The sequence below is a fragment of the Pseudomonas viridiflava genome (assembly GCF_900184295.1).
Classification (GTDB): Bacteria; Pseudomonadota; Gammaproteobacteria; order Pseudomonadales; family Pseudomonadaceae; genus Aquipseudomonas; species Aquipseudomonas viridiflava.
In genome coordinates this window covers 1,192,894-1,218,041 of sequence record NZ_LT855380.1, presented here as the reverse complement: position 1 = coordinate 1,218,041, position 25,148 = coordinate 1,192,894, and the positions used below count along the sequence as shown (strand labels likewise).

Annotated in this window: 16 protein-coding genes; 9 read left to right on the top strand and 7 right to left on the bottom strand. The window is 58.1% G+C overall.

The window, feature by feature from the left end; all coding sequences use genetic code 11:
• The first annotated feature begins 166 nt into the window (after nt 1-166).
• From CFBP1590_RS05825 to CFBP1590_RS05790, 7 genes are all read left to right on the top strand, one after another.
• Nucleotides 167-1,051, top strand: coding sequence for a DUF4123 domain-containing protein (locus CFBP1590_RS05825; RefSeq protein ID WP_088234629.1), 885 nt, complete (start codon nt 167-169; stop codon nt 1,049-1,051).
• The gene (locus CFBP1590_RS05820; RefSeq protein WP_088234628.1) at nt 1,048-4,527 is read left to right on the top strand and encodes a toxin VasX; all 3,480 of its coding nucleotides are present in this window, start codon (nt 1,048-1,050) and stop codon (nt 4,525-4,527) included. The genes CFBP1590_RS05825 and CFBP1590_RS05820 overlap by 4 nt, the downstream gene beginning before the upstream one ends.
• The gene (locus CFBP1590_RS28040) at nt 4,517-5,572 is read left to right on the top strand and encodes a hypothetical protein (protein ID WP_231991831.1); all 1,056 of its coding nucleotides are present in this window, start codon (nt 4,517-4,519) and stop codon (nt 5,570-5,572) included. Before CFBP1590_RS05820 ends, CFBP1590_RS28040 begins: the two co-directional genes overlap by 11 nt.
• A complete protein-coding gene (locus CFBP1590_RS28035; protein ID WP_231991830.1) occupies nt 5,565-6,641 on the top strand; it encodes a hypothetical protein in 1,077 nt (358 codons plus the stop codon). The genes CFBP1590_RS28040 and CFBP1590_RS28035 overlap by 8 nt, the downstream gene beginning before the upstream one ends.
• A 103-nt stretch (nt 6,642-6,744) precedes the next feature.
• Nucleotides 6,745-8,172 carry a di-heme oxidoreductase family protein gene (locus CFBP1590_RS05800; RefSeq protein WP_088234624.1) on the top strand — a complete coding sequence of 476 codons (1,428 nt, stop codon included), beginning with the start codon at nt 6,745-6,747 and terminating at the stop codon, nt 8,170-8,172.
• 34 nt (nt 8,173-8,206) lie between these two features.
• Nucleotides 8,207-9,271 (top strand): imelysin family protein, encoded by a 1,065-nt coding sequence (locus tag CFBP1590_RS05795; RefSeq protein ID WP_088234623.1) that lies wholly within the window; start codon nt 8,207-8,209, stop codon nt 9,269-9,271.
• A gap of 16 nt (nt 9,272-9,287) precedes the next feature.
• A complete protein-coding gene (locus CFBP1590_RS05790; protein ID WP_088234622.1) occupies nt 9,288-10,385 on the top strand; it encodes a DUF1513 domain-containing protein in 1,098 nt (365 codons plus the stop codon).
• Here CFBP1590_RS05790 and CFBP1590_RS05785 read toward each other — a convergent pair.
• The 4 genes from CFBP1590_RS05785 to CFBP1590_RS05770 form a co-directional block, all read right to left on the bottom strand.
• Complete coding sequence (locus CFBP1590_RS05785) at nt 10,382-15,319, bottom strand: DNA repair ATPase (protein ID WP_088234621.1); 4,938 nt, start codon at nt 15,317-15,319, stop codon at nt 10,382-10,384. The genes CFBP1590_RS05790 and CFBP1590_RS05785 overlap by 4 nt on opposite strands.
• Before the next feature lie 72 nt (nt 15,320-15,391).
• A complete protein-coding gene (locus tag CFBP1590_RS05780; RefSeq protein ID WP_231991829.1) occupies nt 15,392-17,425 on the bottom strand; it encodes a flotillin family protein in 2,034 nt (677 codons plus the stop codon).
• A 37-nt stretch (nt 17,426-17,462) separates the two neighbouring features.
• Nucleotides 17,463-18,104 (bottom strand): hypothetical protein, encoded by a 642-nt coding sequence (locus tag CFBP1590_RS05775; RefSeq protein WP_058431434.1) that lies wholly within the window; start codon nt 18,102-18,104, stop codon nt 17,463-17,465.
• Nucleotides 18,105-18,121: 17 nt separating this feature from the next.
• Nucleotides 18,122-18,820: a PspA/IM30 family protein gene (locus CFBP1590_RS05770; RefSeq protein WP_058431433.1), complete on the bottom strand. Its 699-nt coding sequence runs from the start codon at nt 18,818-18,820 to the stop codon at nt 18,122-18,124.
• A gap of 253 nt (nt 18,821-19,073) precedes the next feature.
• Here CFBP1590_RS05770 and CFBP1590_RS05765 point away from each other — a divergent pair, with 253 nt between their 5' ends.
• Together CFBP1590_RS05765 and CFBP1590_RS05760 are read left to right on the top strand one after the other, a co-directional pair.
• Nucleotides 19,074-20,228: an efflux RND transporter periplasmic adaptor subunit gene (locus CFBP1590_RS05765; RefSeq protein ID WP_088234620.1), complete on the top strand. Its 1,155-nt coding sequence runs from the start codon at nt 19,074-19,076 to the stop codon at nt 20,226-20,228.
• Nucleotides 20,229-20,241: 13 nt separating this feature from the next.
• On the top strand, nt 20,242-23,295 hold the full coding sequence (locus CFBP1590_RS05760; protein WP_088234619.1) for a multidrug efflux RND transporter permease subunit: 3,054 nt from the start codon (nt 20,242-20,244) through the stop codon (nt 23,293-23,295).
• Between the two features lie 55 nt (nt 23,296-23,350).
• Here CFBP1590_RS05760 and CFBP1590_RS05755 read toward each other — a convergent pair whose 3' ends face one another.
• From CFBP1590_RS05755 to CFBP1590_RS05745, 3 genes are read right to left on the bottom strand one after another with little or no spacing between them, the layout of a single operon-like run.
• Nucleotides 23,351-23,578 (bottom strand): hypothetical protein, encoded by a 228-nt coding sequence (locus CFBP1590_RS05755; protein WP_004881471.1) that lies wholly within the window; start codon nt 23,576-23,578, stop codon nt 23,351-23,353.
• On the bottom strand, nt 23,575-24,294 hold the full coding sequence (locus CFBP1590_RS05750; protein ID WP_058431430.1) for a lipopolysaccharide kinase InaA family protein: 720 nt from the start codon (nt 24,292-24,294) through the stop codon (nt 23,575-23,577). Before CFBP1590_RS05750 ends, CFBP1590_RS05755 begins: the two co-directional genes overlap by 4 nt.
• A gap of 4 nt (nt 24,295-24,298) precedes the next feature.
• Nucleotides 24,299-24,979 (bottom strand): class I SAM-dependent methyltransferase, encoded by a 681-nt coding sequence (locus tag CFBP1590_RS05745; RefSeq protein ID WP_004881473.1) that lies wholly within the window; start codon nt 24,977-24,979, stop codon nt 24,299-24,301.
• Between the last annotated feature and the right edge of the window lie 169 nt (nt 24,980-25,148).

Below are 25,148 nucleotides of genomic sequence, written 5' to 3'. Positions count from 1 at the left end.
GTCTTGCTGACCGGCATTTTTTTTGTCTGGATGACACGATTTGCATGACCTGCCAGTGACTTTTCAGCGCTGCCTGTAGGGCCTTTCCCAAACCCCTTCCAGCGTATTGATTGCACCTCTTGCACCACCGACTATCCGCGCCTCATGCCCTCTTCAAGGCGCGCTCATGCCCGAGTTTGAAACCGGTCCCCACGACCTGCCGTGGTCGAAAAATGCCTATCTGCTGCTCAACCCCATGAGCGTTCCGAACCTGAACAGGAGGATCGCCGACTGGGAGCTGAGCGGGGCCCGCACGATGCTGTTTTCGCAGACCCGGCTCAGCGAGAGCCTGGGTGTCTCTCCTGCGCTGATTCAACTGGAGGATCCCTATGATCCGATGCTTGCGCGCTTTCTCGACCATGCGCGCGAGGAATGGGGGCTATTGCTGTTTAGCCCGGCAGACCGGAAAACCGTCATCGACCATTTGCGCTGGCTGATGTTTGTCGAGATGCCGACAGGCCAGACCTGCTACATGAACCTTTCGGACACGTCACTGGCCAACGCCCTGTTCGGCATGCATCCGGGGCACTTCGACAATCGTCTGTTCGGCCCTATCGATCATGTCTATGCACCCGACAAGATGACCGAGCAGTGGGGCAGTCACGAACGCATCGGCGAATCGATGCCCCATGATCCGAAAATCCCTTATCGCTTGAGCGCCGAGCAGATCGATGCGTTGGGCGACGTCATGTTTCGCCTGACCGTCGTCAACCTCGATCAGCATCTGCGCCGCTTCTTTCCGGATTACCTGCCCGATGTGTCATTGAAGACGCGCTACGAACAGGTGCACAGGCTGGCCAGCACTGCCTACGAACAAGGCTTCAAGACTGAAGCCGACATCTTCCATTACGCCAACGTCGTCCTCTTTCTCGCCGATCAGCCTGAGGAGGCTCATTCCGAGATCAGGGCACTGCTGCGCGACACCTCTGAGTTGACCCCCTCACAGCGCATCGAGCGGGCCCACTGGCTCGTGGTGCTGGACGCCCGGCAGCAGGAAGGAGCATCGCAATGAACCCGCTAGATAATCCAAAAACACTGCCTGCCAAGGACAAGGCCTACTGGGAATCCAGGGCCAGAGAACATGTCGATTCGCACAGTAGACCGAACACCTGCCCTGCCCCCACCAACAACATCCAGTTGCTTCCACTGCGCTACGGACGGGTCGAACGACTTGGCAGCAAACCGGATTCCAAAGTTTACGCGCGCCTCAAACGCCCGTTGGGTCTGCGTCTGCTTCGGGACGGCTACCTGTATGTGATCGAAGAACGCAGCGGCTACCTGCATGAATACCGAGTTGAAAACGGCGTCCCGAGCAAGCTGCTCTGGAAAGGCGCGGAGGTTGTTCAGGACATTCGGCAGAACAGCACGGGAGAACACGCGCTGGTCTTCCCAAACGACAGCATCCTGCATGTTGCCTACTCGGAACTGCAATGGACCGCAGCCAAATGTGCCCAGGCGCTGGGCAACGCTGCGGATCGTTTCTACTTCATGCAGAAAGTGGATCTGGCCAAGGCTGACTGCCTGAAAGGCGGCGTCCACCTGAAGGTCCAGAAGCAGGTCAGTGAGCAGCTCGCCGAACTGGCCGAGCAGCCTGCGCAGCAATGCGCCACACCCGATATCTCGCAGGCAGAACAGCAGGATTACGTCTGGGAGCATCAGCCTCTGTTTCGCGAAGCCCACATTGGCGAGTTCAAGCACTTGATCAAGCCGCTGCACGAGAAAAGCCATCTGTATCTGGTGCTCGACGACAGCATCGGCATCCTGCGCGATCTGGCCGAAGAGCAGGACACCGTGGTCGGCTGGATAGAAGAATGGCGTGAGCGAAACAACAACGAAACCCGCTTTCTCACTGCCACCTACATCGACACGCTGATGACCGTGGGCGACACCAATGCCCGTCAGGTAAATCCCGATTCAAAGCTGCTCAAGAAGACCACGCCGCAGCAGCGCTCGCGCATCTACGACTTCATCAACGCCCGTAACCAGTGGCGCCGTGAAAAACGTTTGGGGCCAGAGCCCTCCAGGACCCCCGACGGCCACTATGCCTACAGGAGGGGCGCCGATTACAACGAGCGCTTTCAGCAGCGGTTTGCCAGGCTGGACATGGAAAACAAACAGGCGCAGATGAGATCGGCGCTGGGCGAAAAGCTCCATGGGGAGCTCGAACAGGATATCGAAGCGCTGGATGAAAACAGTCAGGGCACGCTGAACGGTGTGGGGCTGGGTTCCCGGGGCATCAACGATCTCGTTCGTCATGACGAGATGCAAAGCTACCTGAATCAGGAGCGTTCGCACCTCAGGCGCTGGACCCAGCGACTGGATGACATCACTCATGACCGGATCAGCCTGTTCACCCAGAGCGAACTCTACCGAAGCGCTTGGTACTTCGACCCGGACCATCCTGACCAGCTGAAAAGCGCACTGGCCATGGAGCTCAACTGCACCCGCGACCTGTGCCGCACGGAAGAAAGCCTGCAAAGGGTCAGCGACTATTTTCACGACAACCCGCATTACATCCTGCCGGTGTTTTATGGACGCCTGAATCTGGAATTCCTGCGCTCCAAATCGAGCGACCTGATCAAACTGCTGGATGGCATCAAAAACTTTGGCGCAGCGCTTGCCGATGCTCAGGACCGTATCACCAAGGTCAGCCATGTCATGGGCCATCACTGGACCCTGAGCCTGAATCTGCCTGAAGCCGCACGCCCGCTGCATCAGGCGGTCATCGCCAGCTACATACCGTCCATCGCCCTGCGTATGGAGCAGTGGCTGCGGGATATGCACAGCAAACTGAACGACACGGAAGTGCGTCAGCACCTGAACACATTTTTGAAGCAGAACAATCGGGCGCAACGCCTGGGCGCGCTGGTGGCCATGCAGCAGGAAGCCGTCACGCTGAACGTTGCCAACGAAACCGATGTGCAGAAATACCGCGACGCGTTCGTGCGCCTGAATCACCTGATCGAGGCCGAGAACGATCTGATCCGCGAGCGAACCCGTCTGAGCAAACTGGGCAATAAACGCTCACTGACGCCGAACCAACGCACTGAGCTGATGTACGACAAACAGTATGTCCAGCAACAGTTGCTGCAGACGCGCAACCAGTTGGCCGCCGTACGCCGCGAACTGGAGACCGCCATCACCCCTACCGGCAGACCCATGAATGGAGCCATCGGGGTGAAGTTGAACATCAGCGATGCGCAGTTGCGGGTTCTGGAAGACGAAATTGCGCGTTATCGGGCTGGCGCGGCAAGGGGGTACGGGACTCAGGGGGCTGTAGGGAGCGCGTTCAAAGGCAGCTTGTTTCCGTTGCTGGCGATGATGTTGCAGATCGGGAACTTGGGGGATGCTTTGGATGTTTGGGATAAGTCGGAGGGGGATAGGTCTGCAAAGGAGACAGTCATATTCGCCGGAGCGCTGGTAGCACCCATAGCAGCAGCGCTTTCCATATACCAATCAGTACATATCGCGATAGTAGACAACGTCCTCCGCAGTCTAGCTACTATTCCTGCCGGGGCCGCAGGTGGGTTATTCGCGGTAAGGTTGGGGAAACTCGGCCTGGGGCTAGGAGCTATCATCGCTCCTCTTGGTTTGATAAGTGCTATTGGCACAATATGGAACAACTGGGAAAAATGGCAAACTGCGTTGAGCTGTGGCACACAAGGTGAGAAATTTGGTGCTTCAATGGCTCTAGCTGGAGATGTTGGATCGTCCGGAGTTAACGCTTTATTAACAGCAAGCGCTGGTAAGGAGCTATATGGACTCATCAGGGAAGTTAGAGCAGCGACCGCAACAGAGCGCCAACTCGTCGCCAGTCTGGCTTGGGCAACCCGAGGTGCACGCTTCCTGCACTTTTGGATGAGCATGACACCTTGGGCTCTTATTTCAGCAGCGCTGCAATTAGGCGGCGAAACGCTTTACAACTATTTCAATCTTGATGACCAACAGAGGTGGTTGCTCGGCTCTCTCTGGGGCAAAGAGCCTCAGGGCTGGGATTGGCCCGCTCATGCGCAAAAGCTCGCTGAGGCTAACTTGCGTCCCACTTTTATCGACAAGGGCATGATTCGTCGCGAGATTGATGGCGAATCTGTGCGCAGCCTGCAGTTGGTATTGCCGGGGCTGACCTGGGCCAGCTTCGATGACACTTCACTACGATGGTCGACCGAGTTGCATAACCTGTCCGACAAACAGGATGTCAGCGAGGTCCTTCGCCAAGGGCTCTCGATAGTCTCGGCATCCCCCTTGATTCTTGCACTGGAAGTTCCGAACAGCTGGCAAAGCCATCACGCGCAGCTGATTGTGCGTGTAGCGGTCAAACCAGCACTGGTAACAACTTACCTGAAAGCCGATGAAGGCTACCTGACTTACCGCATTCCGCTTGGCATGGACATCGTGAGCAAACCTGTCAACGCATCGACCGACGAACCTGTAGAGAACCGCCAACTTCCAGCAACACAGATCACAAGGGAACGTTTGAATGACCTCTGACAAATACGACCGACTTCCACAAGTGGGTGACTCGGAAATAGAGCCCGGCACAGAAGTCTTCTACCTTGCGCCACGCCCGGTTCCAACAGGTGTTTCAGCCTTCAGTTCTCGCAGTCTACACCGGGACGCCAATGATATTTATCTGGACTTCGGATTAGGCGCAGCGACGGTTGAGTTTGCAGTTCGTTGTAGCATTGGCTCCGTTATGTCCATCATAATTTCTTTCATACTGATTGCCATAGGGTTAGGAATTCATGATCACATCGAACGTGGAGCTCCAGTTTTTGAAATCTTTCTGACCCTGTTTCTGCCGAACTATTATCTCTGGGGGTTCGCAGGGGGGTTGGCACTCATGTATTTCTGCTGCTTCGTCCACGCCGTCTATCCCCACTCCGCCATCCCTCCAACCCGCTTCAACCGTCAACGCCGCGAAGTCGCCTACGCCGCCAAGCGCGGAGAACCGCCCCGCTTCATCCCATGGGAAGACGTCATCGCCTGCGTCAGCAGCAGCATGGTCGCCACTGAATACGGCACTCAGCAGAAGTTCGCCCTGATGATCGGCCTGCGGGATGCGTCGGACGGGCAGGTCGTATGGCTCACCGTGCCCAGCTACACACTGGGCATGGCGGTCGGCGAGTGGGAGGCGATTCGCGCTTACATGGAGGAAGGCCCGAGCGCACTGCCGTTGCCGATGATGGGCGAGAACATGGAGGAAGGCACGGTGGAGTTCTTCCACATGTGTCGCAAGGGCTACCGCTACGATCACTGGTACATACGCTACCTGTTCGGCTTTCTGCTCATCCAGTTCTGCAGCGGCTGGACCCTGCCCTGCCGCATCGCCGCCTGGGTAGAACGCCTACCGAAGAAAGCGTTTCCCAAGGCCGTGCTCGACTGGTCAAAGCCCTTGCCGCCCGAGCAATGGCAACACCCCAGCGACGAACTGATTGAACAGAGCAAGGCCGTGCGCAAGACGCTTCGCAAAGGGCTGACGGTGTTCGATCACTTCGACAGGGTTGGAAAAAACAAGGTCAGCGAAAATGCCTGAGAACAAGTACGACCGGTTGCCACAAGCTGGCGATACGGAGAATGAGTCAGGCACTGAAGTGTTCTACCTTGCACCACGGCCCGTACCAACAGGTGTCGCTGCGTTCAGCTCCCGCAGCCTTCATCAAGATGCAACTGACGTTTATCTGGACTTTGGATTGGGCTGCGCAGCTGTGGAGTTCGCAGTTCGTTGTTCTATCGGGTCAGTGCTTTCTGTTGCACTTTTTTTCGCGCTGACATCCATAGGATTGGGTATTAACGACTATGTGAAGTTTGGACGCCCAGTATTTGATATTTTTCTGACGCTATTTCTGACACATCCTTTTGTATGGATATTCATTGGTGGTTTGTCGCTAATGTATCTCTACTTTTTTGTCAAAGCCGTGTACCCCCACTCCACAATCCCACCCACCCGCTTCAACCGCCAACGCCGCGAAGTCGCCTACGTCGCCAAGTGCGGAGAACCGCCCCGCTTCATACCCTGGGAAGACGTCATCGCCTGCGTCAGCAGCAGCATGGTCGCCACTGAATACGGCACTCAGCAGAAGTTCGCCCTGATGATCGGCCTGCGGGATGCGTCGGACGGGCAGGTCGTATGGCTCACCGTGCCCAGCTACACACTGGGCATGGCGGTCGGCGAGTGGGAGGCGATTCGCGCTTACATGGAGGAAGGCCCGAGCGCACTGCCGTTGCCGATGATGGGCGAGAACATGGAGGAAGGCACGGTGGAGTTCTTCCACATGTGCCGCAAGGGCTACCGCTACGATCACTGGTACATCCGTTACCTGTTCGGCTTTCTGCTCATCCAGTTCTGCAGCGGCTGGACCCTGCCCTGCCGCATCGCCGCCTGGGTCGAACGCCTGCCCAAGAAAGCCTTTCCCAAGGCCGTGCTCGACTGGTCAAAACCCTTGCCGCCCGAGCAATGGCAACACCCAAGTGATGAGCTGATTGAACAGAGCGAGGCCGTGCGCAAGACGCTTCGCAAAGGACTGACGGTGTTCGATCATTTCAGTATGCAACCGAAACCTGGCGGGACAGCACGCCCCTTCACTGAACTTGAGAATTCGTAACAACACGTTACCTCAATGACAGCAAACGATAATCCCTCTTATTCAAACCGCACGAGGCTGATAAGCTTGCACGCCCTGATTTTCGCCACTTTTTGGGATGTGTATGGCTACGCGGTTTCGTCTGTCTCTTGCGCTGCTTACGACTCTGGTCGTGAGCGCGTGCGATGACGCCCCGCGTTTCACGCACGCCGAACCGGGCGAAGCACTGTCTGGCGGCAGTGCCACCGTCAAAAAAAGTGACCAGAATGCGTTTTCACTGCCGTCGGCCAATCTGTCGCCGGTACGTCGCCTGGACTTCAGCGTGGGCAACAGCTTCTTTCGCAGCCCTTGGGTCATTGCGCCCTCGACCACCACCGCGCGTGACGGGCTGGGACCATTGTTCAATACCAATGCGTGCCAGAACTGCCACATCAAGGATGGTCGCGGCCATCCGCCCGAAGCCGGAGACACCAATGCCGTGTCGATGCTGGTCAGGCTGTCGATTCCTGACGATCCGGCCTTTGCCGACCTGATACAGCGTAACGGCGTGCTGCCCGAACCGAACTACGGCGGTCAGTTGCAGGACATGGCAAATCCAGGCGTCACGCCAGAAGGCAAGGTTCGCGTGGAGTACGATGCGCTCACAGTCAAGTTCCGGGACGGCACCGCCGTAGAGTTGCGCCAGCCTACCTTGCGTATCACCCAACTGGGCTACGGCCCCATGCATCCCGAGACCCATGTTTCGGCAAGGATTGCGCCGCCCATGATCGGCCTCGGTCTGCTGGAGGCGATTCCTGACGAAGCCGTTCTGGCCAACGCCGACCCTGACGACAAGAATGGCGACGGCATCTCCGGGCGGGCCAACTGGGTCTGGGACGACGCGCAACAAAAAGTCGTCATGGGGCGTTTTGGCTGGAAAGCCGGACAACCCAACCTCAATCAGCAGAACGTTCACGCGTTCTCCGGGGACATGGGACTGACCACCAGCCTGCGCCGTTTCGACGATTGCACACCCGCCCAGACCGATTGTCTGGCGGCACCGAATGGGAACGGTCCGGACGGCGAGCCAGAGGTCAGCGATAACATTTTGCGGCTGGTCGAGTTCTACACGCGTAACCTGGGTGTTCCGGCGCGACGTAACGTCGACGACCCACAGGTGCTGACGGGCAAGAACCTGTTTTTCCAGGCAGGCTGCCAACAGTGCCATGTCCCGTCTTTCAAGACGCGAGCAGACGCCGCCGAGCCTGAGCTCGCCAATCAGGAGATTCGGCCTTATACCGATCTGCTGCTGCATGACATGGGCGACGGACTTGCCGATAATCGCACCGAGTTTCAGGCAACCGGCCGCGAATGGCGCACGCCGCCACTCTGGGGGCTTGGCCTGACCGCTGCGGTCAACGGTCATACGCAGATGCTGCACGACGGTCGCGCGCGTAACGCCCTTGAGGCGATACTCTGGCACGGCGGCGAAGCCCAGGCGGCACAGCGACAGGTATTGGCGTTCAACGCCGAACAGCGCGAGGCGCTGTTGGCCTTTCTGAATTCATTGTGATTTTTTCCTCTTTTTCACGCATAAGGAGCCGGACATGTTCCGACCCAAGTTGTTGCTGACCAGCCTTGCGGCTCTCGCCTTGGGTGCCTGTTCGCCATCCGACCCTCAGGCCGTCACGTCTGCGGCCATCGCCAAACAGGTGATCCTGCCGACTTACAGCCGCTGGGTGGATGCCGACCGTCAACTGGCAAGCAGTGCGCTGGCGTTCTGTCAGGGCAAGACTGATCTGGCAACGGCCCGTGCGGACTTCCTGAAAGCGCAGAAAACCTGGGCTGAACTGCAACCGTTGCTGATCGGTCCGCTGGCCGAGGGCAACCGCGCCTGGCAGGTGCAGTTCTGGCCGGACAAAAAGAACCTGGTCGGACGTCAGGTCGAGCAACTGGTGACTGCCCAGCCGCAGATCAACGCAGAAGAGCTGTCCAAGGCCAGTGTCGTGGTCCAGGGCTTGTCCGCTTACGAATACATTCTGTTCGACGCTGAAATCGACATGGCCAATGCCGAGCAGAAAGCCCGTTACTGCCCATTGCTAATGGCCATCGGTGATCGTCAGAAGACCCTGGCCGAAGAAATCCTCAGCCGCTGGAACAGCAACGACGGCATGCTCGCGCAGCTCAGCAAGTTTCCGAATCAGCGTTACGCCGACTCTCACGAAGCCATTGCCGAGCTGCTGCGGGTCCAGGTGACAGCGCTGGACAGCCTCAAGAAAAAGCTCGGTACGCCATTGGGTCGCCAGAGCAAAGGCCAGCCGCAGCCTTTCCAGGCTGATGCATGGCGCAGTAAAGCGTCGCTCAGCAGCCTGGAAGCCAGTCTGGCAAGCGCCGAAACCGTGTGGACCGGGGTCGATAACAAGGGCTTGCGCGGCCTGCTGCCCGCCGAGCAGAAACCGCTGGCTGACAAAATCGATGCGGCTTACGCTGCCAGCCGCAAACTGCTGGCGGAGCTCAAGCCGCCTTTGTCCGACTTGCTGGCGACCGACGCCGGACGCCAGCAACTCAATGCGTTCTACGACAGCCTGAACGCGGTCCATCGTCTGCACGAAGGCGAACTGGCCAAGGCGTTAGGTATTCAGTTGGGTTTCAACGCCAACGACGGCGATTGATCGAGAGGGTGAAGTGATGTTTCGACGTCAGGTCCTGGCCATTGGCAGTCTGGTGCTCAGCGCTTTTACGCTGGGTGGCTGGACCCTGTTCAAGCAGAAGGATCAGGGGCCGCTGCTGTTGTCTGCCCGTGACGATGCAGAAGGCCGGCATTTCGCGGTCGGTTACCGACTGGACGGCACGCAAGTGTTCGCCACTCAGGTCGGCCAGCGCTGCCACGACATCATCAATCACCCTTCCCTGCCGCTGGCGGTGTTCATTGCGCGGCGTCCGGGCACCGAAAGCTACCTGCTCGACTTGCGCGACGGGAGCCTGCTGCAGACCATCACCTCTCTACCCGATCGACATTTCTACGGCCATGCTGTCATCCACCGCGACGGTGAATGGTTGTACGCCACCGAAAACGATACCCGCGACCCCGGCCGCGGGCTGCTGGGCGTGTATCGATTCGTCGATGAACGACTCGTGCATTCAGCAGAGATTCCAACCCACGGAATCGGCCCGCATCAGGTGTCCTGGATGCCGGACGGCGAAACCCTGGTGGTCGCCAATGGCGGGATTCGTACCGAGGCGGAAAGCCGCGTCGAGATGAATCTCAATGCCATGCAGCCCAGTCTGGTGCTGATGCAGCGCGACGGCACACTGCTGAGCAAGGAAACCCTGGCTCAACAGATGAACAGCGTGCGTCACATGGGCATCGCCAGCGACGGCACCATTGTTTCCGGACAGCAATTCATGGGGGACTCGCACGAGTTGTCCGAGCTGCTGGCCATCAAGCGGCCAGGACAGCCTTTCCAGCCCTTTCCGGTCGCAGAAGACCAACTGCGCGCCATGAATCACTACACCGCCAGTGTCGCGGTACACAGCGACCTGCGCCTGGTCGCGCTCACCGCACCTCGGGGCAACCGCTTCTTTATCTGGGACCTGGACAGCGGTGCCGTAAAACTCGACGCGCCGCTGCCCGACTGTGCCGGCGTCGGTGCCGTGGCTGACGGCTTTGTCGTAACCTCCGGCCAGGGCCGCTGCCGCTTCTACGACTGCCGCAAACCGGAGTTGCTGGCCACGCCGCTGGAGCTTCCGCCCGGTTTATGGGACAACCATTTGCATCTGGTCTAAGCGCGCCGCCCCTGATCGGCAATGGCCCGAATGCCTTCAACAGCATCGCTGAGCTGGGCGACGATTCGGTTGCCCACATCCTTGCCATCACCGCCCATGCGCTGATTGCGAACGAACGCCTTTTTGATCGTCTCCCAGCGAGTGAATTGTTCTTCGGTCAACCGTCCGCACAGCTCGGTCAGCTTGAGCAGGTTTTCTTCTGCACCTTGGGTGAGCAGCTGTGACTCGCCACGGTAGTGATCTGATATCAACTGGTGGACCTCTGCTTCGTTCATGACCGCCGATACTTTCTCCGCCAGCTTGTTCATGTTGCGATAGCTGCCCTGAAGACGAAACGGTGGTTCGGTTCGGTACTCATCCGCCTGGGAGGCACTGTCGATGTAGGCTGCGTTGACGCGCAACAACACCTCCCGAATCGTCATCAGGCGGCGGATTGTTTCAGTCAGTTCGGTGATTTCTGCACCACTGTATTCATGGCTGAGATCGCTGGTGCTGAACGTCTTTCCCTGAGCGTGCCCGGCCAACAGGTAAAAGTCCTGCATATCTCGGTTGGCCAGAGGTGCCAGAACCGGATTGGAGGTCATGCAATTTTCGAGGTAACTCAAGGCAAAAGCACTTTCGTTGCCGCCCGACACTTCGCCAAGGTTGTGGACATCGGCGCGGTTGACCAGCATATCGGGGATCCTGAACAGCTCGCCCGACTCCGTGTAAGGGTTGCCCGCCATTACAATGCAGAACTTCTTGCCACGCAGGTCGCAGGTTCGGGGCTGACCTTTCCAGACGCTTTCGATACGCCGGGAGCCGTCGCACAACGAAATGAATTTCTGAAGAAACTCGGGTGACAGGTGCTGGATATCGTCGATCAGCAAACAGACGTTATTACCCATTTCAAGCGCCAGGTTGAGTTTTTCCAGCTCCATGCGCGCAGGCCCGTCAATCGCTTGCGCAGGATCCAGTGAACTCGTGCGATGGCCCAGGGCAGGCCCGTTGATCTTGACCAGCGCCATACCCAATTGAAACGCTACGTATTCGATCAGTGTGGTCTTGCCGTAGCCGGGCGGAGAAATGAGCATCAGCAGCCCCATCAGATCACTGCGCTTGCCCTCCCCGGCGGTACCTATCTGCTTGGCCAGATTGTCGGCGATCAGCGGCAGGTAGACCTCGTTGATCAGCTGATTGCGAACGAAAGAGGTCAGAGGACGTGCCTGCAGATCGTTGATGCGCAGCACCTCACGCTCACGACGCAGAACCGATTGTCGCCACGACTGATAGCGGTGCATCTGGGGAATGAAAAGCTCACGGTGCGTGCGCAGGCGCGTGAAGAAATCATCCAGTGAGAACGCAAGGGAACCCGAGTCGAGTCTCGGATGCTCTCCCAGAAGACCGTCAATGCGGACGTTCACGGAAAACGTATTGACCCGTAGCGTCGGTTTGCCAGCGAAACGCAGCAACAGCAAGGCTGTCGCTTCCGGCGCAAAGTGAGCAAGCGCGTCCTGTCCGGAGTCGCTGCAGAGGCCCATCACCCAGTGCCCGATGAGCAACCATTGTCCGCGCAGGTCGTTTGCCATCGCCTGTACCGCATCGCTCAGTTCCACTCCACACACGTCGGACTCCAGACGCCGTTCGAGCGCACCGAGAATGTCCCAGCCATGCCCACTGATTTCGAAAACCGGACGGTCTTGCGTCAAGACGTGCGCAAGGTACTCGGCGCTTTCCGACACGACCAGGGGTGAAACCGGCAACCCCGTCGCCACCGAGAAAGACTCGAGCGTCAGCGCAATGTCTCTGCGAATCTCGATCATGCCATCCGGGTGATTGAACAACCTGAGAACCGCAGCACAGGACCGGGCCCGGCTCTGCAAGTCCGTCATCCTGGCCTCGAATGTTCCTGGCAGGTGCCAGGCAATCAATGCGAACGCTCTTGCCGATGGACTGAAGTGCAACAGACCGGCCGCCGTCATGCACGGCATCACCTGCTGGAGTATCAAGGCCGCGTCATGGTCATGGATGCCCCTTTCATAGCCTTGCTTGTAGAGCGGGGTGCAGAACTGCCGGATGTGCTGCTCCAGTTGCTCAAACGTCATCTGCGAAAGGTCGATACCTGACTGCGTCGCAGCCTCGAGCACCTGGCCTGCGAGGTATTCGCTTCGATAGATGCTGTCTGACTCGGACTCCAGGCTGGCTTGAAAGCAGACGCGAAACGACGCGATGGCGTCGTCGTCGAGCCTCTCATAAAAGTCAGTGCCGGTGATATGCACCCAGAGGTGCTCGTCTCGGGGCAAAAGGGTCAGGTCCAGTGCCTGGGTGTTGATACTGAACAGGTGTCTGGGCCCCAGTTTCAAGAGCGTACCGCTGGCATCGAACAGATCGGCCTTGTCCCGCTGCTCCCGCACCGCCTGATCGCGGGCGGCCTTCAGACGTGCTTCGATGTCGTCAGCCTTGACGCTGTCCTCAAGGATTCGCAGGCGATCAGAAAGCTCGCGCAGCTTGAGCACTTGGGGGTCAGTGGCGAAAAAGCTGTTCAGTCGGTCGATGTCCAGACAACCCGAAAGACGACGCGGCAGGCTGTCCAGAATACGACTGGCCGCATCCATGAGCCCCTGCGTCTGGCGCTGGCGGGTATTGATCAGTGTCTGTCTGTGTTGCTCGAACGCCTCCAGTACCTCGTCACGCTTGCCCATGACATCGTTCAGAAACGATTCATGCTCACCAAAGCGGCTTTCCAGTTCGTCCAGCTGAATCAGCAATTTCGCCAGTTGGTCATCACACGCCTGAGGACTGTTCGCCAGCGACAGGGCATGGGTCAGACTTTGGCCTATCAGCTGAAACCGTGCAGCAAACTGCGCAGTGGACTCGGACGAGACCAGCGCCTTGCGACGGGATCGAGCATGCGCCATGGATTGATTCATGCGCGCGTACACGCTGGAGATGGACTCGACAATGCCGGTGCGCTGCGTCGCGTCCTCGATGCCCAGCGAGCTGGCAAGCCCCGACAGCAGGTCCAGAGCGGTCGCCATCGTCGCGAGGCTTTCCAGGGGTGGCTCCAGTTCGAACACCGACGCTGCAGCCTGAACCTGGCGATCCAGCTCGTCGAGTTGCTGGCTGTAGGGCAAGAGTGCTTCGGCCTGGCACATGAAATCGGCAGCATCGCCAGAGGTGCGTTCAAACTCGGCCAGCAGACTCTGCTCCATTTCTTCTATGGCGGGCAGATCGATGTAGCGCTGTTCCTTGAGCGTCACGAGATGGCCGCGCAAGCCGGTGATCGAATCCAGCCGAGCGACAAAACCCTGAATATCCTCGCAACGATTCAGGCGCAGTTGACTGGCGAGCGCAACGTGACGTTGTCTTGCTTCTTGAGTCAATCGGGTGGAATGGCCCCGCAAGTGCTCGACTTTTTCGAATTCATCGGCAATCGAGCTGCCGGTATCAGCAATGCTGCGCAGTATCGATGCCAGCGAAGCCGTGCTGTCGTGGATCAACCAATGGTACTTGTCGAACAGAAGCGCAACCTGCCGTTCCAGTGCGCTGAAACGAGCCGCCGTGGCGCGGGTAGCGACAGATTCTCTGGCAAGGTCATACAGGTCGGAAATGCCGCGGACCAACTCGGCATTGCCGATTCGGCCGAGAAACGAATGGCTCGACGGCTGACCGGTGGCGTAATCCTCGGTGAAGAAAGGGGTCTGCCAGATCTGCACAGGATGGTTACGGGCAGGTTCGGCCTCAGCCGAGAAAATCACCATGCGTCCGTCTTCGAGACGCGCATACCCATGACCGAATACGGGCGGCAGCAACTGCCGTCGGATGGTGTTGTAAGTGAACAGGGCTGAACGTCCCTCGACCGCGTCATGGAAGATGTACAGAAAATCCTCACCGTTGGGCGAGCGCAGCAGACGCTTGAAATGCATGCCCTGCATCGCCGACTCGAACAGCCTGTGCTCACCACTCTGAAGATAGAGACCTCCCGGAAAAACAACACCGTGGTCGTCGGGAAGGCGCTGACACGCCAAGCCAATCGCATCAATCCGGGTCAGCGCAAGCGCCTTCAGATTGCAGACCAGATAGCGGCACTGCTCTTCCTTGTAAGGCCGGACACTCAAGAGGATCAGATTGCCCAGTCTGGCGAAGGCCACCTGTACATCAGGCAGCGACTGGTTCTTTTCAGCGAGCGCCTCACGGTACAACTCAAGCCCAGTTTCTGACGGACCCTCGCCCCTGACAACCAGCTCGCCGTTCTCCAGATGGATATGGACGCTTTCAAGAATGGTAATACGGGGCGTTTGATCGTTGACGATCATCTCCCGACCCGCCTGAATCCATTCAAAATCGTAACGTGGCTCGTTAACGATATCGCGCTCCCCGCGATTATCGAGGTAGCGTACCTCGTTGCCTGATGCGCTCATCGACCAGCGGAAAACCCGGATATCCGTGAGACGTTCGCCGAATTGGAAACTGGCCAGCAAGCGGTTTTCAGAGACTGACAATTCCAGCAACCGTGCATCGCGGTAATAGGTATAAAGCTCCTCGAAATCCCTGCGAAACACAGGATCGGCCAGCCAGGTGCCGTCCACATCAACAGCGTGGGTTTCATAACCCTGCTCGCCCTCGCTCAGGCGAAACAGCGCAAACACATCGTCGATTCGGGCTGCCGCATTGAGCCCGGACGACACGTTGTAGCCGAACAGAAGATCGGGACCAACACGCACGATGCCTCTTGGAATGCAGCTGTTTTCCGTGCGTAACCGAGCACGTCCCAGTACCTCCATCGAGCTGCACCCGAACTCTTCAAGCCTTTGGGCATTGAGCGTGTCGACCTGCCGAGACAGGCTGTCGCCCTGTTCCTGCAGGCGTTTGAGCAATACCTCATAGGCCCCACTTTCAGTGACCGCCGTGTTCAACGCTTCCTGAGTCGGGTTTTCAAACTGATCTTGGGACATGGGTCAATCCGGATGGGCAGGTCAGTGTCGTGAAGAAGCGCCCGGCAAACGAACCGGGCGCGGGCATGGGCATTACTGAGCGTCTGGACGGCGGTCCGACGCTCTTTCGGTGGCCACTCTGGAGAGCATCCCGAGTCCGGTCTGAATGACCTGAGCGGCAAGTGGGCTGCTCTGATTCAGACCTTCGATGGCTTTGCCGACCGAGAGGGACTTCACGAAGGCGTCGAACACGCCGTTATCCCCTCCGCCCACGAACTGGATGCTGGCCTTGCTCATGGCTGCGGACAGCACCTCGGCCTGTTGCTCGGCAATCTTCTCGTTGGCCGCGATGCTCGCCATGGTGATATCGAGCTGATTCTGCAGAGCCAGACGGAATTCTTCGTGCTCGCGGGCACCGCCCGTCAACTTCTGCATCGCCTCGAACTTCTCGGTCAGTCCCGCCGCTTCTGCCTCGAAACGTTTCTGAAGAACTTCGGCTTCGGCAGCGCCAACGTCCTGGATGGTCGCGGCTCTGGACTCGCCGATGGCCCTGTCGCCCTCGGCCTGGGACAACAGGCGCTGCTTCAATACGGCCGCTTCCGCTAGCCCCTCGCGCTCGATGGCTTCAGCGATCTGTATCCGAACCTCGGCATCGGACTCACCAACGGCACGATCACCTTCTGCCTGAGACAACAGCCGCTGCTTCAGCACCAGCGCCTCGGCCTGCCCTTCACGCTCGGAGGCCTCTGCGATCTGCATGCGAACCTCGGCCTCTGCCAGTCCTGATGCAGCCTTCTCGGCACGTACGCCCTCGGCTCGCTTGATCGCAGCCTGCGATTCACGTTCGGCCTTGCGCAAGTCGGCATCGGCCAGCGTCACCAGTTCCTTGGCCCGGTATTCGGACACCACTGTGTCCGCTTCGGCCTGTTTGACCAGACACACCAGATCGCGCTCGGCCTGCGCCTGGGCTTCGGTAACGACCACGGTTTTCTTGCGGTCCGCATCGGCGATCATACGTAATGTGGTGATGGCCTCTTCTTCCTGAGCGACGGTCTTTTCGACGATGACGCGCTCGCGCGTGACGCTGGCAATCTCCCCACGCTTTTCTTCAAGCTGCCGATCACGCTCGATTCGGCTCAGCGACACTTCGCGTTCGCGATCAACCTGCGCCAGGGCCTGGGCGCGAATGACGGTTTCCTTCTCGAGCATGACGACGCGCTCGCTGTTCTGGTTTGCAACATCCACTTCACGCTGATGATTGACCGCTGCGACATCGATGCGCTGCGCGGCGGCGATGCGGGCTTCCTCGGCTCGCAGATGCTCTTCGGACTGAACCTTGAGCGTCTCGGCTTCCTCGCGTGCGATCACCGATGCGATTTCACGCTTCTGCCGCGCCTGCGCATCCGCTTCCTGACGTTCCAGCGCCAGACTTGCTTCGATGGTTTCGACGTTCTTCTTCTGGATCTTCAGCGCCTGATCACGTTCCAGCTCGTTGGTGATGACGTTGTGGACGGAAGTCAGTTCGGTAATCTTGCGAATGCCCTCAGCATCGAGAATATTGTCGCGGTCGAGGTCAACCTTGGGCGTCTGCTCAAGGAAGTCGATGGCCACGTCCTCAAGCACATACCCGGAAAGATCCTGACCTATCACGTTGACGATCTCATCGCGAAAACGGACGCGATCCTCGAACAGCTCAACGAAATCGAATTGTTTGCCGACGGTCTTCAGCGCTTCGGAAAACTTCGCGTTGAACAACTCGTTGACAGCCGACTTGTCCGAGGCGCGCTGAACACCGATGGCCTTGGCGACCTTGAGGACGTCTTCACGGGTTTCGTTGACCCGCAGGAAAAAGGCCACGGTGATATCGGCACGCATGTTGTCCCGGCAGATCAGCCCACCCTTGCCTTTTCGATCGATCTCCAGCGTGATGACGCTGATCTTCATCTTTTCCATGAAGTAGAGATAAGGCAGCACCATGGCACCGGTGAAATAGACCTTGGGGCGACTGGACAGATCGTTGACGATAAGCGCTGTGCCCTGAGGGACCTTGACGTAGAAGGTCTTGATCAATAATGCCAAAGCGACCAAAGCAAGAACTGCGACGCAGAGGATAATGAGAAATGGCATGGCCATGTCCAGCATGCTGTATGACTCCATAATGGGCTCAGCCCTTGAATTCCGACTCGCTGACGACGAGATAGGCATGCTCGTCTGCGAGGTATTGAAGAAGCACCACCCGGTCATTGCGTTTGATTTCGGGGGTGCCGAAGGTACGAACCTGAAGCAGCAGCCCTGCGCCGCCATCGCTCATCAGCGCACGTCCGCTTTTGCAGTTCACGGTCTGGCTTGTGACGACCGCCACCTGCCCACAGATCGGCTTCGGTTCCGGCCCTCTGATCTTTCTGACGAGAGGTTTGAAAAGGCGAAGGGTGACCAGGGTAAAGATGGAAGCGGCCGCGAGGGCCAAAAGCCCACTGACAAACCCAAGGGGGTAGTAGAAAAAGCCGAGTGACAACTGGTCGATGAAAAGCAGCTGGCCGAAGTAGCTGACCAGCCAGCCCGAAAGACTGATCAGTGTCAGGATGATGGAAGCAGGCACGCCGGTGAGACCGAGGCGGGCAACCAGACCCTTACCCGATTCGGCGCTGGCACTGTCGAAGGCGGAAACGGCCTGCATGTCGATATCGACCGGACCGCTGTCAAGGATGCCCAAGCACACCATCAGCCAATAAATCATGGTTATTGCCAGCAACAGGCTGAAAATCACCACAGGGAACGACAACGCTGTTTCGATGAAATGGTACATGTCGACATCCTTTCGAATCAGGCGCACTGCTGCTCGCGATTACTCTTTATTCGCTGCAATACGGTTTGCGCACTGAAGGTGTCGACTGTGATCCCGGCATCCAGTAATCGCTGTTCAAGATCGGCATCGGCGAAGCTCGATTCCTCCTGAACCTGCCGACGGAGCTCTGTTTCCTGTTGACGTTGTCTGAGATCGCTCAAGGCATCCGTAGCACTTCGCAGCCTGCTGGCAGATTCCTCGTGAGATACCGCCCAGCCGCCCTGTGCCTGCTGCACGAATTCGGCGGTCCGCACCATTTCGACCTGTTGCCGGAGTGCCCACAGCTTCTGCTCACTGACGCGCAGACTTGCGCTCAGGCTGCTGACGGCGGTCGCATAGCCCTGCGCGATGCGGGCATCCTCGGCCATCCGTTTTTCCAGCAGACCGATCCTTGATGCAGTCTCCAGAGCAGTCGCTTCGTCGTCCGCTTCAAGTGCCGTTTCAGCGTCGCGAACCAGCAAAGCGACCTGTGCCCGTGCCTGCGTCACCTTTCGTGTTGCATGAAGACTCTTGGCCATCAGGCCCGCGAGACTGGAGCGGCTGGCGTCGAGGTGGTGTTCGGCGTTGCGGATTTCCTGATCGAGGATCTGCAACGTCTGTCGGGCCACGATACTGTTCGACGCCTCGCTTGCCCCGCCCCGCAAGGCAGTCACTATTTTCGTCCATATGCCGGCCATGCCATTTTCCCTTGGGCGTATTGATCGAATTCTGATGACTCGATAAACATCCGACGAAAGATGACATAGGACAAAACGGTGTTATGCCGGAACAGTCGTTTAAAAAAGTAAGAAACTTCCTCAGGAGCTGAAATTCACGACGTTCAGCCCTTATATTTTTTCCAAACAGCGCATTAGCAACTAGATTTGAAAGACTGCCGTTCGGATCGCGTTCGCGATCCTGTGCGTTTCAAATCTTCCAGGGAAGTGAAGCATGTTGCGTCATCGCATGTTGATAATGCTGGGCGTTGTGATGCTCGTCGTTCTTGCGCTCGCGGGTTACAAAGCGTTTTCCATCTATCGGCAGATTCAGCAGTTCAGTGCGCCGAAGCCGCCGGTCAGCGTGGCAGTGGTCAACGCTGTGGAGTTGCCCTGGCAAAGTCGGCTGCCTGCCATCGGTACGTTGAAAGCCGTCCAGGGTGTGGACCTGAGCCTGGAGATTGCGGGCACGGTCAAGGCGCTGCTATTCGAGTCAGGGCAGAAGGTTCGCGTCGGGCAGCCGCTGTTGCAACTGGACAGCGATGTGGAGCGGGCACTGCTGGGAACTGCCGAAGCAGACCTGGGGCTGGCACAGGTCGAACACGGACGCGGCAGCAGGCTGGTCGGCGATCAGGCAATTTCCCGCGGCGACTTCGACAAGCTGGCTGCGCAGCTGAAGAAGGCCGGTGCCACGGTGGCCCAACTCAAGGCCTCGCTGGCGAAGAAACAGATTCTGGCGCCGTTCAGCGGCACCATCGGGATTCGCCAGGTGGATGTCGGCGACTATCTGGCCAGCGGGACCGTGATTGCGACCCTGCAGGACTTGAGCAGCCTTTATGTGGACTTCCACGTGCCCGAACAGGCCCTGCCAAAACTCTCCGTCGGGCAGCGGGTGCAAGTCAGTGTGTCGGCTTATCCCGGCCAGTCGTTCGACGCCACGATCAGTGCGATCAATCCCAGGGTCGACGAAAGCACGCGCAACGTTCTGATTCGCGCCACTCAACCAAACCCGGACGGCAGACTGCTGCCCGGTATGTTTGTCGACCTCCAGGTCATTCTGCCCAGCGCGCCCAGCCAGATCGTGGTCCCGGAAAGCGCGATCACCTACAGCCTTTACGGCAATTCGGTTTACGTGGTGGTGGCCAGGCAAACCGAGGCAGGCAAGTCTGAAAGCAATCCCCGGGACGAACCACAACTGACGGTCGAGCGACGCTTCGTCAAAACCGGCGAACACCGTGAGGGCAAAGTGGTAATTCTGGAAGGGCTCAAAGCGGGAGATCAGGTGGTAAGTGGCGGTCAGTTGAAGCTGGACAATGGCGCTCATGTCGCGATCAGCGCAGATGCCACGCAAACCAATGACAACAATCCTCCGGCCAGACGCGGGCAATGATCAGGGAACCGTGATGACCTTTACCGACCCGTTCATTCGCCGCCCGGTGCTTGCAACCGTCGTCAGCCTGCTGATCGTATTGCTGGGCATTCAGGCCTACAGCAAGCTGGTCATCCGCCAGTATCCGCAGATGGAAAATGCACTGATCACGGTGACGACGGCGTATCCCGGTGCCAACGCCGAAACCATCCAGGGCTATATCACCCAGCCGCTGCAGCAGAGCCTGGCCAGCGCCGAGGGCATCGACTACATGACCTCGGTGAGTCGCCAGAACTTCTCGATCATCTCCATTTATGCACGCATCGGTGCTGACAGCGACCGGCTGTTCACCGAATTGCTGGCCAAGGCCAATGAGGTGAAGAACAAGCTGCCGCAGGACGCTGAGGATCCCGTGCTGAGCAAAGAAGCGGCTGACGCGTCGGCATTGATGTACGTAAGTTTTTACAGCTCACAACTGAATAACCCGCAGATCACCGACTATCTGTCACGCGTCATTCAACCCCGGTTGGCGACACTGCCGGGCATGGCGGAGGCCGAGATTCTGGGCAATCAGGTGTTTGCAATGCGCCTCTGGCTGGACCCAGTGCGTCTTGCCGGTTTTGGCCTCACAGCCGCCGACGTCACCGATGCAGTGCGTCGTTACAACTTTCTGTCGGCGGCTGGCGAGATCAAGGGCGAATACGTGGTGACCAGTATCAACGCCACCACCGAACTGAAATCTGCCGAAGCCTTCGCCGCTATCCCCTTGAAGACTAATGGCGACAGCCGTGTGTTGCTGGGTGATGTGGCGCGGGTAGAAATGGGTGCCGAGAACTACAACACCGTCAGCTCGTTCGATGGCATTCCCTCGGTGTACATCGGCATCAAGGGTACGCCGAGTTCCAACCCGCTGGACGTGATCAAGGAAGTGCGGCGCATCATGCCGGAGCTGGAAAGCCAGCTGCCGCCGAGCCTCAAGGTGTCCATCGCCTACGATGCCACGCTGTTCATTCAGGCATCGATTCATGAGGTGGTGAAAACGCTCATCGAAGCCGTGCTGATTGTGATCGTCGTAGTTTTCCTGTTCCTCGGCGCTCTGCGTTCGGTGCTGATCCCGGTGGTCACCATTCCGCTTTCCATGGTCGGCGTGCTGTTCTTCATGCAGTTGATGGGTTACTCGATCAACCTGCTGACGTTGTTGGCGATGGTGCTGGCCATCGGTCTGGTGGTGGATGACGCCATTGTGGTGGTCGAAAACATCCACCGGCATATCGAGGAAGGCAAGACGCCGTTCGATGCCGCCATCGAAGGTGCACGAGAGATCGCGATGCCGGTGGTTTCAATGACCATCACGCTGGCTGCGGTGTACGCCCCGATCGGTTTTCTGGAAGGACTGACCGGTGCGCTGTTCAGGGAGTTCGCCCTGACACTGGCAGGCGCTGTGGTCATCTCGGGCATCGTTGCCCTGACCCTTTCGCCCATGATGTGCGCCATGCTGTTGCGCCCCGAAGAAAACCCGAGCGGCCTGGCACACAGGCTCGATCAGGCGTTCGAAAGGCTCAAGGTGCGTTACCAGCGCATCCTGCATGCCACATTGAACACCCGCCCGGTGGTCGTGGTATTTGCGATCATCGTGCTGTGCCTGATCCCGGTGCTGCTCATGTTCACCAAATCGGAGCTGGCGCCGGACGAGGACCAAGGCATCATTTTCATGATGGCCACGTCGCCTCAGCCCACCAACCTGAATTACATCAACGCGTATACCGACCGTTTCGTGACGCTGTTCAAAGCGTTTCCCGAGTACTACTCATCGTTCCAGATCAACGGCTTCAATGGCGTGCAGACCGGCGTCGGTGGCTTCCTGCTCAAGCCCTGGAATGAACGGACTCGCACCCAGATGGAGATCCTGCCCGAGGTCCAGGCCAGACTCTCGGAGATTCCCGGACTGCAAATCTTCGGTTTCAATCTGCCTTCACTCCCCGGGACGGGCGAAGGGCTGCCGTTCCAGTTCGTGATCAACACCCCCAATGACTATCCGGCCCTACTGGAGGTCGCCGAACGCATCAAAAAGCGCGCGACGGATTCGGGCAAGTTCGCCTTCATGGACATTGATCTGGCTTTCGATAAACCGGAAGTGGTCGTGGATATCGACCGCGCCAAAGCCGCACAGATGGGCGTGTCCATGCAGGACCTTGGCGGTACGCTGGCAACCTTGCTGGCCGAGGCGGAAATCAACCGTTTCACCCTCGAAGGACGCAGCTACAAGGTGATTGCCCAAGTGGAGCGTGCCTATCGCGACAATCCCGGGTGGCTGAACAACTATTACGTCAGAAACAACGAAGGCCAGCTCCTGGCGCTGTCCACGCTGATCACGGTCAGCGACCGCGCACGACCGCGGCAGTTGAATCAATTTCAGCAGCTCAACTCGGCAATCATTCAGGGTTTCCCCATCGTCAGCATGGGCGAAGCGCTCGAAACGGTCAGACAGATTGCAGCTGAAGAAGCACCTGAAGGGTTCGCGTACGACTACGCCGGGGCATCCAGGCAGTACGTGCAGGAAGGCAGCGCCCTGTGGATCACCTTCGCGCTCGCACTAGCGATCATCTTTCTGGTGCTGGCGGCGCAATTCGAAAGCTTCCGCGACCCTCTGGTGATTCTGGTGACGGTTCCGCTGTCGATCTGCGGCGCCTTGATCCCGCTGTTTCTGGGGGTGTCGAGCATGAACATCTACACCCAGGTCGGGCTCGTAACCCTGATCGGCCTGATTACCAAGCACGGCATTTTGATCGTCGAGTTCGCCAACCAGTTGCGCCGGGATCAGGGAATGTCAGCGCGAGAGGCAGCGCAAGAAGCTGCGGCGATTCGATTGCGTCCGGTGCTGATGACGACGGCGGCCATGGTCTTCGGGATGGTGCCATTGATACTGGCAACCGGTGCCGGGGCTGTCAGCCGTTTCGACATCGGCATGGTGATCGCGACCGGTATGTCAGTCGGCACGCTGTTCACGCTTATCGTCCTGCCTTGCGTGTACACCTTGCTGGCAGCGCCTGACAGAAAGGCCAATCAGGTAAGTTCGGCAGTAAATTGATCCCTGGCCAAACGACAAAGGCCCCGACAAGGGGCCTTTCAGGTCAACGGAGTGTTCAATTTTTCGATCCAGTACCCTGTGCCAGGCTGTACATCAGGAGCAGCAAATCATGATCGGGCTTTACTGCTACCTCACTTTTGATTGCACGGGGCAAGGGGCAGTGCCCTTCGCCGTGCTGGGCACTCAGGATCTTGGTACCCGGCTGTTCAAGCGCTGCCATGGCGACTGTTGCAGTCGCCAACGCCGCGAACACGAACAAACCTCTAGCCATTTCGAGCTTCATGACTCTAAACCTTTGATAGAGCTGCCAAACGCCGCTTGGTAAAAATAGACTAACTTCTGCCAGTCTGCGGCACTGAATGACGAATGGCGTCTCAGTTGCTTCATGTCATGCTGCGCGGCCCCGTAGGCCGTCCAGCGACGACGGCCCTTTTCCAGGTCAAGCAATGCAACTTCGGCTCTGGCCTGATCACCCTCGCCAGTGACACGCACAAAGATATGCTTGATATACAGGCAACTGTGCTGCCAACGCCCCAAGTGCATGCGGGCCAGCGTTTTGCCCATTTCGCTGAGCATCTGCTCGTACAACAGTTCGCCGTACTGCTCGCGGCCACCTGCAGCAAGCCATTTTTCGAACTCTTCGAATCCCTCCAGGGCCTCGGTTACCAGAAGCGCACGCCATTCGTTTTCGGTGCGCTCCGCGCCGCAGAACACAATCTGCGGCACACCGACGCCCAGTCTGTTCAGACCTTCAAGAGCGTCGCGCTCGCGCAGTACCGTCGGACGCCCAAACGGATGCAACCAGCTGCGGTAGATATGACCGGTCTGCCGTTTGCTGTAGAGCGTCTGTCCATCGTCCGTGATCAACCGTTGCACGCCACTCTCACCACCACGCCGCACGTTGGGTTCTTCAACCCACTCGCCACGCTGGCTCCAAAAATGACTGAACCCGTTCTTTCCCGGGTTAACAACCGGTTCTTTCAAGGACTGCAGACCCATCTATTCACCTTTTACGCAATACATAGACTCGCCACATGGCGTACATCGGCAGGAAGTCCATTCGCTTCTGAATGCGAAATCCTGCCTCTTCAAATTCGGTTTCTGCGGTAGTAACCGGTAACACAAAACGGTTCTGGTAACTTTCCTGCCCATTTTCCTTGTGGCGCTGGCTCTCGAGCTTTCTGCGCTTCCAGGCCTTGAAATTGCCATCCACCCACAGAGACACAATCACACTGTCGCGGGTAACGCGCTGAAACTCCCGTAACAGAGCCATCCGGTCACTCGACTGACCGACATGGTGCAACAGACGCATGCAGAAGATGCTGTCCACCGCGTTGTCAGGCAGGTCGATAGCGAAAGCAGATGTCTGCAAGGGTCGTACCCTTTTCACCACATCGGCCGGTTGAGATTCACAGGCGATTCGCAGCATGTCGGCGGAGTTGTCCGCACCGATGATGGAACGATTGGGTTTCTCGGCCAGCAAAGGCCAGAAACGACCTGCCCCGCATGGAAGATCCAGCACCAGACCGGGGTCTCCGACCATGTGCAGTGCCTTTCGTGCCAACTGTTCGTCACGATAATGAGACAACTTGCGCCATAGACCGTCCTGATGTTTTTCCAGGTACTGGCGAGCGTGGTCCTTGTCGTACTTACGGGAAAACTCAAGTTCAATGCGGTCGCTCATGAGAGCATCTCCTGACGTTAATGGCGGCCAAATTAGTCAGGTCGCCGTCATCGTCAGGTCATCTGAATGTGAAAAAAACGTCACACTGACCGGTCAAATGTTTCCAGAGTTTACAGGTACTTGCGTGCCACGTGAGCCGCCTCTGGTCAGAGAGCGGCTTGCACCTAGC

What these genes read in the sequence shown, in the direction of transcription:
- CFBP1590_RS05750 (WP_058431430.1), bottom strand. Translation starts at nt 24,294, where the DNA reads ATGGGTCTGCAGTCCTTGAAAGAACCGGTTGTTAACCCGGGAAAGAAC.
- CFBP1590_RS05765 (WP_088234620.1), top strand. Translation starts at nt 19,074, where the DNA reads ATGTTGCGTCATCGCATGTTGATAATGCTGGGCGTTGTGATGCTCGTC.
- CFBP1590_RS05760 (WP_088234619.1), top strand. Translation starts at nt 20,242, where the DNA reads ATGACCTTTACCGACCCGTTCATTCGCCGCCCGGTGCTTGCAACCGTC.
- CFBP1590_RS05770 (WP_058431433.1), bottom strand. Translation starts at nt 18,820, where the DNA reads ATGGCCGGCATATGGACGAAAATAGTGACTGCCTTGCGGGGCGGGGCA.
- CFBP1590_RS05825 (WP_088234629.1), top strand. Translation starts at nt 167, where the DNA reads ATGCCCGAGTTTGAAACCGGTCCCCACGACCTGCCGTGGTCGAAAAAT.
- CFBP1590_RS28035 (WP_231991830.1), top strand. Translation starts at nt 5,565, where the DNA reads ATGCCTGAGAACAAGTACGACCGGTTGCCACAAGCTGGCGATACGGAG.
- CFBP1590_RS05790 (WP_088234622.1), top strand. Translation starts at nt 9,288, where the DNA reads ATGTTTCGACGTCAGGTCCTGGCCATTGGCAGTCTGGTGCTCAGCGCT.
- CFBP1590_RS05780 (WP_231991829.1), bottom strand. Translation starts at nt 17,425, where the DNA reads ATGCCATTTCTCATTATCCTCTGCGTCGCAGTTCTTGCTTTGGTCGCT.
- CFBP1590_RS05745 (WP_004881473.1), bottom strand. Translation starts at nt 24,979, where the DNA reads ATGAGCGACCGCATTGAACTTGAGTTTTCCCGTAAGTACGACAAGGAC.
- CFBP1590_RS05775 (WP_058431434.1), bottom strand. Translation starts at nt 18,104, where the DNA reads ATGTACCATTTCATCGAAACAGCGTTGTCGTTCCCTGTGGTGATTTTC.
- CFBP1590_RS05820 (WP_088234628.1), top strand. Translation starts at nt 1,048, where the DNA reads ATGAACCCGCTAGATAATCCAAAAACACTGCCTGCCAAGGACAAGGCC.
- CFBP1590_RS28040 (WP_231991831.1), top strand. Translation starts at nt 4,517, where the DNA reads ATGACCTCTGACAAATACGACCGACTTCCACAAGTGGGTGACTCGGAA.
- CFBP1590_RS05795 (WP_088234623.1), top strand. Translation starts at nt 8,207, where the DNA reads ATGTTCCGACCCAAGTTGTTGCTGACCAGCCTTGCGGCTCTCGCCTTG.
- CFBP1590_RS05800 (WP_088234624.1), top strand. Translation starts at nt 6,745, where the DNA reads ATGGCTACGCGGTTTCGTCTGTCTCTTGCGCTGCTTACGACTCTGGTC.
- CFBP1590_RS05755 (WP_004881471.1), bottom strand. Translation starts at nt 23,578, where the DNA reads ATGAAGCTCGAAATGGCTAGAGGTTTGTTCGTGTTCGCGGCGTTGGCG.
- CFBP1590_RS05785 (WP_088234621.1), bottom strand. Translation starts at nt 15,319, where the DNA reads ATGTCCCAAGATCAGTTTGAAAACCCGACTCAGGAAGCGTTGAACACG.